This is a genomic window from Flavobacterium piscis, assembly GCF_031457575.1.
Classification (GTDB): domain Bacteria; phylum Bacteroidota; class Bacteroidia; order Flavobacteriales; family Flavobacteriaceae; genus Flavobacterium; species Flavobacterium piscis_A.
On sequence record NZ_JAVDWQ010000001.1, the window covers coordinates 405,224 to 417,850 of the forward strand.

Consider the following 12,627-nt stretch of genomic DNA (forward strand, 5'->3'; position numbering starts at 1 on the left):
AAATAAAATCATTTAATGGTAAATAAAATACCGCTAATTATAAAAGCCTTTTCAGAGATGAATATCTCAATGTTAGAAATTCTATTAGATGACACTAAAACATATCAAGATGCTACAAAGGAAACTTTCCTTGAAAAATTAAATGAAACTTTTGAGAAATTTAAAAAATCGAAAGACATCCAATTATCTCCTTTTGCTGGTATCTGTAAGTCTAAGACCTGTAAAAACAAAGGTTGTGCAGGAATGTCATTTGTTGGGAATATTTCAAATATATCACTTGATTTAATTTTTGATGAGTCAGAAAATGACTTCAAGGATATTTATCAATGTAGTAATTTCAAAATACACGATAAAAGTGTAAAGCCAAGCAAGGAATTTAGAGTTGACATTAAGGAAGATGAAAAGGTGCGCTTCAATCCCCAACCAGAAAGACAAGAGATTTTTCAAAAATGTACAATAGCGTTTGATGAAATTATTAAGTCAAATACTGATGTACTAACAAAAGAGAAGCTTCTTAAATGGATAGATGATTATTACTGGTTAAGAGAAGAGTTAAAAAACAACACTTATTTTTTACCATTTATTTATAGGTCAATAGACAATTTTAGAGATTTATACAACGACCTTAATAATGTTGGAAAACACGTTCCTTTTGAAATTAAATCTTTTGATGCCCTAATTGATTTTCAAAAGGTTGATTTTACCCATGACTCAGAACTATTGAATTGGTTGGTTAACTATGAAAACCTAAGAAATGATTTATCTACACTTCATCCTTTTGATGAAGGTGATATTGTGAAAATGAATTATTTGAGAATTCATAATCAACCCAAGATAAGAATTGACTTAAGTGAATTCAATAATATCATTCAATTTAAAACTATTTATGATAGTTATAGAAAACATTCCTAATTAATAATTTCAATCCTTAAACCAAAAACATAATGAAAACAATTAAACAATTTTTAGTTGCAATGATTGCAACAATTGCATTAACTGCAAGCTCTTGCTCAAATGATAATTCAGATGAAAAATCACCTGATTCAATAGGTGAAACAGAATGGATATTTGACCTTGCGGGATCTGAATTTATCTTGTACTTTTCAAAAGAAACTAACCAATGCCATATTAGTCAAGAAGGCGGCAATTTAATTGGGGCATATAGTTACTCGAAGTCAAGTGGATTAATGTCATTTCCCAAATCAGCTCAGAATACAACAACAGGACTTTTTAAAACTAATACAAATTATAGTATAACTGTAAGTGGTAATAAATTGACTGTTCCTGTTAATGGTAAAAATATGATTTTTACAAAAATTGTGGACTAACAAATTCCTTTGTAATATTTTATAATAAATATACTTTAACCAGCAATACAGAAATCGTACAAATTACAAAACAAGAAAACCGTAATCACTTATTTATAAGCTGATTACGGTTTTTATTTGCAGAGAGGAAGGGATTCGAACCCTCGATATGTTGCCATATACACGCTTTCCAAGCGTGCGCCTTCAGCCACTCGGCCACCTCTCTATTTTGGTTTGCAAATAACATGAAAAAAAATGAGTTAGAAAAACTATTTTAAAGAATCCTTTCTCATAATCTGTTATTTTATAGAAATAAACCTTAATTAGAGTGAAATTTCACCCCTAAGTGCCGTTTCAAAAATAGTTTTAAATTCTGTTTGCGGGATATTGTGTCCCAGCAAATACATCAATTTTGTTATTGCCGCTTCGGTGGTAATATCTTTTCCTGAAATAACGCCTAAAGATTTTAAAACAGTACTGGTTTCATACTGCCCCATATTAACACTCCCGCCTGAGCATTGTGTTACATTCACAATATGTAATCCCGAATCAATTGCTTTTTTAATTAAATTTAAAAACCAATCTTCTGTTGGTGCATTTCCGGCACCGTAGGTTTCCAAAACAATTCCTTTTAAATCTTTGATTCCCAATATAGATCCTAAAACCGTTTCACTCATCCCCGGAAACATTTTAATAATGGCTACGTTATGATCCAGTTTTTTATGAACAATCAATTTTGCATCTGTTTTGACAGGAAGGAATAAATGCCTGTTTAATTTTAGATGTACACCTGATTCTACCAGTTCCGGATAATTGGGTGCTGTAAAAGCCTTAAAGTGTTCTGCATTTACCTTTGAAGTCCGGTTTCCGCGGTATAGTTTATATTCGAAATACAGGCAAACTTCGTTGATGACCGGCTTTCCATTTTCCTGAAGGGAGGCAATCTGAATTGCTGTTATCAGGTTTTCTTTGGCATCAGTACGCAAATCACCAATGGGCAATTGAGAACCTGTAAACACAACCGGTTTGGTTAAATTCTCCAGCATAAAACTCAATGCCGAGGCAGAATATGACATCGTATCTGAACCGTGAAGTACAACAAATCCGTCAAAAAAACTATAATTATCCTCGATAATAGCGGCTATTTTAGCCCACTTTTCAGGATTCATGTTCGAAGAATCTATCGGATTCTCAAAAGAAACCGTTTCGATTTCACAATCCAATTGTTTTATTTCCGGGATATTTTTCAGCAATTTGCCAAAATCAAAAGCCTTGAGTGCTCCTGTTTCAAAATCTTTACTCATTCCGATGGTTCCACCAGTATAAATTAAGAGTATTTTAGCTTTAGATGACATTTTGGTATCTTAATTTACTTACTACAGGGTTTGCATACATGGCCAAAAACCCTTGTCTGGCAACACCATTATCGGTTCCGATTCGCATTTCTAAACGACGCTCAAAAAGTAATTTCTCATTTTCTTTATATAAATGAGCATATTGAGTAGTTTCATTTAGGATGTCATAGGCAATAAAATTAGTTGGCCATAACTGGTAATTCTGCAAAATAGAATCATCAATTGCTTGTGCCAAAGCCTGAATCTGCTTGTTTGAATTATCGTTTTCAGCCACAATCTGGTCAATTTCAGTATCTAAAACGTCTCCTACCGAAATGTGTATTCTTTTTTTAGTTCCCATGATTCCACTCAAAATGGTCATGAAATCTTCGTTTTTATCCTTCACATAGACTTCATTATTTGCTTCCGCCATTAATTGTGGCATTTTCAAAACATCCGTAGGATCATATTCATATGAAATAGAAACTGGAACTATTTTTATTTTTTTGAAATAATCCATCAAATTGGCTTCGTCAGAACCCATTCCAATCATTTTTAAAACGCCCGGATTAGTTTCGTCATTTCCGTCTTTTGTGCGGCCTTCTCTTTGTGCAATCCAAACCGAACGGTTTTCCCGAAGCAGTAATTGCCCCATATATTCAGCCAGTAATTTAGAACTTTGCAGCATTTCTCTTGGCGTAAGGCCTCTTAAAACCAAAAAGTTTCGGTTGAGTTTTGCCAGTGTGCTCAGGAATGCTTTTTTAACTAAATTATCTCCAATTGCAGATGCTGTCATGACCAAGCTATGTTCGAACAAGCAAACATTTAGCAAAGTCGTATCCAAAAGAATATCCCTGTGATTGGAAATAAATAAATAGGAAGTGTTTTTGTTTAATTTTTCAAAACCTGAAGTGGTAAGACCTTCCGAACTTTTTTCGAGTACTTTTTGAATTGTCTGATAGATAAAATTGCATTGAAAATCACGAATAGAGTGTGTTTTCTTCAATTGTTCTTTCCAAACATGATCTTCTAATTCCGGAAAAGTAAAATTCATCATGGTTTTCATCATCGGATGATTGACAACACCATGAAGTGCTTCATTTACTTCGGAATCATAAAATGGTCGAATAGCGTCAAATTTCTGCATTAAATATCAATTTAGGTGGGCAAAAGAACAAAAAAAAAATCAAAATATGGTTATTCGAGAGTTAAATCCCAAAAACTGTTTTTGAATTTTGTGTTGTTACTTCACCAATTTCAGCTTCTGAAAGGTCGTAAATTTCAGCCAGTTTTGCAATTACATTTACTAAATAACTGCTCTCATTTCGTTTTCCCCTGTATGGAATTGGTGCCAGATAAGGCGAATCTGTCTCCAGAACAATGTTTTTCAAATCGATTTGACTTAAAAATTGGTCGATTTTCCCGTTTTTAAAAGTCACTACACCTCCAATTCCGAGCTTCATATTATATGATATTGCCTGAAGCGCCTGTTCATAAGATCCGGTAAAACAGTGAAAAATCCCAAATAAATCAGCTGATTTTTCTTCTTCCAGGATTTCAAAAATTTCATCAAAAGCTTCCCGGCAGTGAATTACGATTGGGAGTTTATATTGTTTTGCTAATTGAATTTGTCTTCTAAAAGCAATTTGCTGCTCTTCCAGATGTGTCTTATCCCAGTATAGGTCGATCCCAATTTCTCCAATAGCATAAAACTTTCGTTTTGACAGTTCGGTTTCTACATGCTGCAGCTCGTCCAGATAATTCTCTTTCACGTAAGTGGGATGCAGCCCCATCATTAGAAATACATTGTCAGGATAATTTTGCTCCAAATCGTACATAGATTGTGTCGCGGCGGCATCAATTGCTGGAATAAAAAAACGTTTTACTCCTGCATTTATGGCTCTTTGTATCATTTCATCACGATCCTGATCAAATTCTTCAGAATATAAATGCGTGTGCGTATCGGTGATAATGTATGTTGAATTCAATTGTTTATTTTTTAAAGTTGTCAAAATTACGACAATATTAAAAGAATACCAATTGCGTATAATGGTACGCAGATTTAACGGATTCACTTTCGTGAAAACGCTGATAAAAACGGATTTTTAACAAAAGTTTCGCGCAATTTTGTCATCCTGACGAAGGAAGGATCCCCGCAAGAAGCTCGACAAAGATTGGCGATTATGCATGTGTAGAATGGATTAAAATCCATCCCTACAATATCTTTTGTTCCTACGGAACGTTATCGGAAAACTTTGCCGTAATAATATTAAGCACTGCTATTTGCCTGTTTCAATAAACACCAAAGCACGATCTAAAACCTCGTCTTTCCCCTCCTGAATACCTTTTATGGTTGGCTTCACTTCAATATCGGGAACAATGCCTATTCTTTGGGTTTCTTTTCTATCAGGATAATAAACTCCTATTCCTGTATATCTTGTGTGGAATCCTTTAAAATCGATGTCTATTGCATTTCCATCTGTTCCTGCTGTCTGACTACCAATAATTGTGGTGTTGCCTGCTGTTTGAAAACACATTGCCGTCCATTCTGCCTGACTCATTGACTTTTCATTTAGCAATACTATCACTTTTCCTTTATAATGATCTTTGTTTTCAAATCCAGCTTTTCTTCCTTCTGTCGTCCAAAAATATCTACCTGGATAATTTAGATAAGGCATCGTGTAAGTACAAAATTCTTTTGCATTCGGATTTAAAAAATTTGAGATTGCCTCAAAAGTTTGATTTGGATAATTTCTCAAATCAAAAACAATTGCTTTTGTTGATTTTAAAGCTTCAACCATATCCGGAATGTGTTTTTCTTTTATTACACCCATGTCGACATAACCAACATTATTCTCTAAAAGTTTAAATTTTTCCTTTTTTTTAATAGCTCCCTTTTTAAACTCATTTCTGTGTGAATCATGATAATCGTGCCAAAACATTGATTTTACGTCGTACTTCCCGTCTTTTAGAAATTCTACAGGAACATTTTCACAATCACTTATCAAAATTCGTTTTACAGCCTTATCTAAATAGGCAGCCTCATTTGAAGCACTGATTACGCCTCGATTTTCTGATATTAATTCTTTTATTGTTTTGTCTTTTATTTTAGTAATGACATCTCCCAGTTTAATATTATCTGCTTCAGCGAGACTATCGGCCAAAATCTCTGTAACAATTAATTTATCATCAATTATTTTACCGGTAGCAGGAAAATAAGTAAATACATTTGCTTCAGCTTCAGCGAGAGAAGGATATATTGCAAATTCAACATGACTGTCGTTGAGTTTTGTTGACAATTTTCGCATGACTTTGTAAAAATCCCTTTCACTTTTAGCATCAAGAACAAGCGGTAATATTTCTTCTAAACTCAAATCCCATTTTTGATCCATTATATATTTGTATGGAAAATAATACTCAATGGCATTCCAATAAGCAAACAACATTACTATTCTTGAACTTTTATTAGTATAATCAAGATTGAAGTAATTTTTCAATTTTTTAAAAGCATCAAAATCCATCCCAAATTCTTCATTGCTCAGAAATCTGTTGCCTTCTATAAATTTCAATTTCTTCGAAAGCTTTTTCGAAAACAGTTTTGTATTATTAAACCAACTTAAATCGAAATTCTCATCAAAGAGTTCAACATCTTTTGGAATTACAATTGGCGCAATTTCTTTTACCGGCCCAAGTTCATCAATCCAATTTTCTAAGATCAAAGAAAACTCTTCTTTGGTTTGCGCTTTTTCAATTTTTGGTAAAACATCAATAAGCTGCTGATCCCAATTAAATTCGCCATTAGCTACTTTGGGATGATAATATTTTAGAAATCCCCATACTTTACAGGTGACGGTTAGTTTTTCAGTTTCGGTAATTTTGGTATTTCCTAATACAGTTTGCGAAAGTACAAGAAGTAGTAACAGGGTAATTTTTTTCATGCAAGATAATTTTCGATTGGAAGGTTAGACAATTCGAATATAAATATTAAAATTAAATCCAGATTATTTTTTTATAAAAAAAAAGAGACAATTGTTAAATTGTCCCTTTTTGGTAATTTTATAATTCTATATACTAAAAGCACTTTAATCTAACTCTTTTAATAGTTTCTTAACCTTATCATAGTTCTCAAAATCCGAAGGAATTGTCAATAAAATTTCTTTACAGGCTCTGTACTCTTTTTGCTTTAACTTGGATAAGGCAAGATTCCAGATTGCTTTATTTTTATAAACAGAAGTTCCTGATTTTAGTTCACTAAATACGGTTTCAGCTTTTACAAACTGATTTTCTTCCAATAAAGCGATTCCATAAAAATATTGAATTTCTGGTGTTTTATTTTCTTTCAAAATGGTTTCAAAAAGCGGAATTGCCGTTTTGTAATTTTTGCTGTTAAAAGCAATTTCAGCTTTCTTTAATTCTTCTTCAATATTCCCTCTTTCCATAAAATAAACTTGTTCGGGCTGATTGTAATCTGCAAAATCCGGATTTGAATTTTGATTAAAAAAGAACAATCCAAATAATAATGCTATCGAAGCCGCTGCAGCATAGTACCATGGTTTGAGTGAAATTACCTTCGTGTTTTCTTTTTTATTGAAATGGGCATTTGAAATACGTATCAGGTTTTCCCTGAATGCTTCACGCTCTTTTTCTATCCCAAATTTATTCTCTAATTGAAAATGTATTTCTTTGAAAGTTCTGAATTCTGAAGCTAATATTTCATCATTCAATAACTGGCTTTCAAAAACAGTACGTTCCTCAACTGTCATTTCGTTCTGAAGATATTGATCAAATTGTATGTATTTTTCCTCGTTCATGACTAGTTAGTTTTTTAGCGATTTAAAGTTTTTCGATTCCTGAATCCACTGTGTTAATTGCCCAATGCACAACGATTTCTTTTTACGGACATAGCCATACGTAACATTTAGTTTTTCGGCTACTTCTTCCATCGATTTAATTACAAAACTCAACTTTAACAACTCTTGGCATTTATCACCTAATTTTTTAAACATGGCATCAAAAAGCTGCTGTTTTTCATCAAATATTTGGGCTTGTTCAGCCAATTCGTGAGCAGATTCATTTATAGATGCTGCATCTTCATTAATTGTTACCCCTTTATTGGATGTTTTTTTCAATTCATTGAGCCATTTTCTTTTGCACAACAAAAAAAAGTAAGCATCAAACGGGCAAGTGAGCTTCAGAGTATTCGCTTTAGCCTGATTAAAAAGCAACATCATAACTTCCTGAATTACGTCCTGTGCCTGTTCCTTATCGCCGGAATTATTCATTATAAAAAAAACTATCCTGGGAACAAACTTTTTATAAATAGTCTGAATAACTGCAGAATCATTATTCGCAAGTCCTTCGATATATATTTGGTCGGGGTGAATTGTACTATTTGCCATATTAAAAATTATATACGAATGTAAAAAAAAGAATCTATAATAAATTCCGTCAGAAAGGGTAACAATTATAAAACCAAATTGATATAAGGAAACAATAATCTTTTTAAGAATTTAAAATTACAATAAAATGGAAAGTTATCAATTTACCACCGAAAAAGATTTTGCCAAATTTCAAAAAACACTTTCTGCCAAAATTCGTAACGGATTTGTAATTATAGAGCAAAATGACAAATTGCCTTACGTAGTTTTATCCCGAAAGAAAAAACAAATAGATCCTTCCTTTCATCTTGCCATGGTTTTTGCAACACTCGGCCTTTGGTCAATCATCTGGTTCTATCAGTTTATTACTTCGCATCATAAAAAAGATATCCTGATGGCGGTAGATGAAGACGGAAATGTTTTTGAAGAAAAATGTCTGTCCAGATAAATAAAAAAACAGGGAAACAATTTCTCCACATTCTACATCTGTTACTATAATCTTTAAAACCAGGAAATCATGAAAACTATTAAAACTTTTATATTTTGTTTTGCGGCAGCTTCAATATGTAGTTGCGACAATGATAACGACCCTGCCAATAATGTATGTGACACTACGTATGTTTCTACATTAATTACAAATGCATATTCAACAGCAAATGGATATGACGACCTTACAACAATGGATTTGGAGACACATGAATACACACTTCAAATTAATGCTGATGGGGAAATTTGCAGTATTGGTTACCAAAATCCGGGCACCTACACAGGAGGTTATACGATGACAGTAACCAACATAACCACAAATACAAGTTATACAGGAGTGCATACTTTTTCGCAAACTGTACTGGATTATCAATCCATTACACCCGTTATAGTAAGCACGGGAGATATTATTAATGTAAAAAGAACCATCCTTCCCGGCTATACCTTGCTAAACCAAACTATTGGGCGTATACTTCGAAAATCAGACTACACAAATGTACCTTATCCTGTTACTCAGGGAAATGTAGTCTTTTTAAGTTCGGACTTTCATGGTGCCGGAGGACCTGTTCCAGATTTCGCTCAACCTTATATTGCCTTGGGTTTTAAAGTAAATTAAAATTGATGGGTAACAAATCATTCAAACAATTGATATAAGAATATAAAAAAGATTAAAAAATAAAATTTTAAAAATAAGGGTAACAATATCAAACCCGAATTGATATAAGAATATAAAAATTAAAATTAACAACCGGAATCTGAAAACCAACTGATAACAATCAGCTCAGATTTATAAAAATTTAGAAATCATGAATACAAATTTTAAAAAAATCGGATTATTATTTTTAGCATTAGCTACATTTGCAAGTTGTGATGATGACAATGACGGAGACAACAAAATTATGCCGCCATCGGCATCAGAGTTTACAGCGATAAGAGACAATGCCTTAGCTGGAAAAACACAACATTTTACAGCAACAGCAGGAGATGGAATGATTACGTTAACATCTGCAAAAGGAGTAAAAATCAACATCAACGGAAACTGTCTTACTAAAGCAGGAAATGCCGTAACAGGAGCTATTGATGTTGAATATGTAGAACTTTTTGACAAAGGCGATATGTTGGTTACCAACAAACCAACCATGGGTTTAATGCCTGACGGAAAGAAAAATTTATTAATTTCCGGAGGTGAATTTTTCATCAAAGCAACACAGGGCGGACAGGAATTAGCCACTACATGTACGATAAATTTAGTGGTTCCTACTAATTTAACCGGAGGTTTAGACAATGAAATGACTTTATGGATTGGAAACATTGACGAGGATGATAACTTAGTTTGGAGAGAAGCCAAAGGTGATGGAGACGGAGCAGGTGGAAAAGGCGGCGTTCAGGGTGAAGCAAACAATTATTATGTAACTTTTGGAAACTTCGGATGGACAAATGTTGATAAATTTTACAGTGATCCAAGACCCAGAACCACAATTTTGGTTGATGCTCCTGAAGGTTACGATAATAATAACTGTGCCATTTACCTGTCTTATGATGGCGAAGGACAAAACGCACTTGCAAAATTAGACACTTATACGACTGAAGGATTATTTAGTGAGCATTACGGACAAATTCCAATTGGTCTGGCCTGTCACATCATTTTCGCCACAGAAGATAACGGCAATTGGCGTTACGCAATAAAAGGAGTAACTATAACAGCCAACGCAGTCTACACCTTTACACTTGCCGAAACAACAGTCGGCACTGAAGCTCAACTGGTAGCCGCAATCAATGCTATTCAGTAACTTACAAAATAAATTTTAAGAAAAAGTGATGATTTGCTCATCGCTTTTTTTTACATTTAATCTGTTTTAAATTATTTCTGATAATTTTTATACCATTTAAACTTAAAATTCACAGTAAAGAAGATTTAATTTTTTTCTTTCTTCAAAAAAGAAAAATACAGCATAGTTGGCTACGGTTTCTTTTTATTTTGAAGAAGAAAGGAAAAAAGGTTGTTTTATTGCAGTAAATTCTAAGTTTAAATGGTATTATAAGCTAATCCTGCTGTCTGCTGTATCTTTTTCCGGCTAAAGAAGCCAGAAAAAGGATGCCGCTCCCATCAGGGCTAAAAAACCTCTCTAGTTATGAAACCACCACTACTATCTGTTTTATTTGCTCTGTTTTCAATTGTCTCCTTCTCGCAAACAAAAGTAAAAGACACCATAACCCGAAGAGCCAATATCAGTTATAACCAAAAAGGAAATACGGTAATTTTTAAACCTGAAACCCCGCCTCTAATTCCGATTGCCGGTGCCCCAAAACCAAGCTATTCCTACTTATGGGAAATGGGAGACGGTCATTACAGTAAACAGGCAGAACCAAAACACGTTTACAAAAACAAAGGCAATTATACCACCCGATTAGCCGTTACCAACAATTATGACAACGGAAAACCACCTGCTACCCGACCAAAAAAAGTAGCCATAAACGAAATCGCAGATGATCCATATCAGGATATTGCCTCTATTGCAGACCAAAACGGATTCGCAATTCAAAAAAACTGTGACCCCATTCCGGAACAGGAGATGGTAGTTGTGGTGAGTTATCAAAATCTGGAAAATTATGTTACCAACGGAAAATTGTATCTTTTTTACAACGAAAAACAGTTCAAAAACAATAATTTCGAACTGGTCGATTTTAGAACATATGCAGGTGAGCGCGAAGTAAAAGAAAATACAATTGCTTCTGTAAATGATTTGGATGATTCAAAATCGTATGTAGCTTCCTCTGAAAACACTTTTAAAACCAGAAAATACAAGAACACGACTACCGAAGAAGATCTGGAAGCAAGCTTGCTTGACGCTAACAAAACCTACCATAATGTTTCTATCCTTGAATTTGACGACGCCAATCCAACAGAAACGCGAAATGTTTTTTACACCTTCAAAACAACACCTGAAATGATCAAAGATACCAGCGCAACTGTTACAATGCGAGGTATTTTTGTTCCGAACCGAAGTTTTAAAAACCATAAAATAAAAAACCTCGAAATGGAAATCGTAACCTCTCACGACCCAAACAAAATGGGGTCTAACGGAAGCCTTATTAATTACAGACTGGTTCGGTTTAAAAGGGTGAAATTCAAAACCCGTTTTCAAAACAACGGTGAAGGCCCTGCGAGAAAAATTCGTTTAGAAACGGATATCCCCGATATGTTTGACAAAAAAACATTCCAGATTGAAGGCATGTATCCTGAATGTCCAATTTGTCCAAAAGACGAAGAACCAACTGTCAGCTGTCTGGATACCATTATCAAACAAAAACAGATTATTTTTACCTTTAAGAATATATATCTGCCGGGTACTGAACAAAAAAATGTACAGGAAAAAGACAGCACAAAAGGTTTTGTACGCTATTCGATGAAATTCAGCGAAGACTTCCATAAAGTAAAAACCAAAAGCAGAACTGCTATTATCTTTGATAAAAACGAACCCATAATTACCAATTACGCCACTACCCGATTTTTACCTGGAATTTCGATTGGTGCCAAAGCGGGCTATAACATTTATCCGGATTTAGATAATTCGACCAGTTATTTTGTCGGCGCTACTATTTCACCTTTCAAGTCCTATCGTTTTTACTGGCAGGCAGAATGGGTAAATGCTTTGAATAAATATGACAGCAATGTTACTGTTGTCGATGAAATAAACACCAATGCAAACGGAACGAGGCAATTGACACGTACAACGACAGCAACTGAGAACAAAAATGTAAATTGGGAAGTTCCGCTTTTGATTCGGTATAATATTAACAATTATATTGGAATCGGAGCCGGAATTCAGGCCAACATCAATGTTTTATCAGAGCAGACTCAGGATATAAAAACAGAAACTTTTGAAGGCGAAAAAGAAAATTTCTTAATCGACACAAAAACAACAAATAATACAGTTCGAAACTCTTTTGCAGATTTTAAAGCAGGGCTTTTATTTGATTTAACAGCTGGTTTTGCGAGAATAGGCCCCAGTTTGGGAGCTCGCTATGTTATGAATTTTGAGCACAATTTTAATTATATCCAGCTTTATGGAATCTGGAAGTTTTAGTTTATGGCACAGAGATTCACAGAGGCAGCACAGA

12 protein-coding genes and 1 tRNA gene are annotated in these 12,627 nt (G+C 33.9%); 6 read left to right on the plus strand and 7 right to left on the minus strand.

Going from position 1 to position 12,627, the window contains the following annotated elements:
• The first annotated feature begins 15 nt into the window (after positions 1-15).
• A complete protein-coding gene (locus tag J2W48_RS01690; protein ID WP_310277116.1) occupies positions 16-912 on the plus strand; it encodes a hypothetical protein in 897 nt (298 codons plus the stop codon).
• 32 nt (positions 913-944) lie between these two features.
• On the plus strand, positions 945-1,328 hold the full coding sequence (locus J2W48_RS01695; protein ID WP_310277119.1) for a hypothetical protein: 384 nt from the start codon (positions 945-947) through the stop codon (positions 1,326-1,328).
• Positions 1,329-1,448: 120 nt separating this feature from the next.
• Here J2W48_RS01695 and J2W48_RS01700 read toward each other — a convergent pair.
• The 7 genes from J2W48_RS01700 to J2W48_RS01730 form a co-directional block, all read right to left on the minus strand.
• Positions 1,449-1,533, minus strand: a tRNA-Ser gene (locus tag J2W48_RS01700).
• A 97-nt stretch (positions 1,534-1,630) separates the two neighbouring features.
• Positions 1,631-2,662 (minus strand): asparaginase, encoded by a 1,032-nt coding sequence (locus J2W48_RS01705; RefSeq protein ID WP_310277122.1) that lies wholly within the window; start codon positions 2,660-2,662, stop codon positions 1,631-1,633.
• Positions 2,652-3,788, minus strand: a complete 1,137-nt coding sequence (locus tag J2W48_RS01710) for a 1-acyl-sn-glycerol-3-phosphate acyltransferase (RefSeq protein ID WP_310277125.1) — start codon at positions 3,786-3,788, stop codon at positions 2,652-2,654. The genes J2W48_RS01705 and J2W48_RS01710 overlap by 11 nt, the downstream gene beginning before the upstream one ends.
• 61 nt (positions 3,789-3,849) lie before the next feature.
• Entirely contained in the window at positions 3,850-4,629 is a 780-nt protein-coding gene (locus J2W48_RS01715) for a TatD family hydrolase (protein WP_310277127.1), read from the minus strand.
• A 291-nt stretch (positions 4,630-4,920) separates the two neighbouring features.
• Positions 4,921-6,579 carry a S41 family peptidase gene (locus J2W48_RS01720; RefSeq protein ID WP_310277130.1) on the minus strand — a complete coding sequence of 553 codons (1,659 nt, stop codon included), beginning with the start codon at positions 6,577-6,579 and terminating at the stop codon, positions 4,921-4,923.
• Between the two features lie 144 nt (positions 6,580-6,723).
• The gene (locus J2W48_RS01725; protein WP_310277133.1) at positions 6,724-7,452 is read right to left on the minus strand and encodes a tetratricopeptide repeat protein; all 729 of its coding nucleotides are present in this window, start codon (positions 7,450-7,452) and stop codon (positions 6,724-6,726) included.
• Positions 7,453-7,458: 6 nt separating this feature from the next.
• On the minus strand, positions 7,459-8,040 hold the full coding sequence (locus tag J2W48_RS01730; RefSeq protein WP_310277135.1) for an RNA polymerase sigma factor: 582 nt from the start codon (positions 8,038-8,040) through the stop codon (positions 7,459-7,461).
• A 127-nt stretch (positions 8,041-8,167) separates the two neighbouring features.
• On the opposite strand from J2W48_RS01730, the gene J2W48_RS01735 reads away from it, so the two are divergent.
• The 4 genes from J2W48_RS01735 (at position 8,168) to J2W48_RS01750 (ending at position 12,593) form a co-directional block, all read left to right on the plus strand.
• Positions 8,168-8,467: a hypothetical protein gene (locus tag J2W48_RS01735; RefSeq protein WP_310277137.1), complete on the plus strand. Its 300-nt coding sequence runs from the start codon at positions 8,168-8,170 to the stop codon at positions 8,465-8,467.
• Between the two features lie 69 nt (positions 8,468-8,536).
• A complete protein-coding gene (locus J2W48_RS01740) occupies positions 8,537-9,121 on the plus strand; it encodes a hypothetical protein (RefSeq protein ID WP_310277140.1) in 585 nt (194 codons plus the stop codon).
• Between the two features lie 190 nt (positions 9,122-9,311).
• Positions 9,312-10,295: a hypothetical protein gene (locus J2W48_RS01745; protein WP_310277142.1), complete on the plus strand. Its 984-nt coding sequence runs from the start codon at positions 9,312-9,314 to the stop codon at positions 10,293-10,295.
• Positions 10,296-10,637: 342 nt separating this feature from the next.
• On the plus strand, positions 10,638-12,593 hold the full coding sequence (locus J2W48_RS01750; protein WP_310277145.1) for a DUF7849 domain-containing protein: 1,956 nt from the start codon (positions 10,638-10,640) through the stop codon (positions 12,591-12,593).
• Positions 12,594-12,627 lie beyond the last annotated feature (34 nt).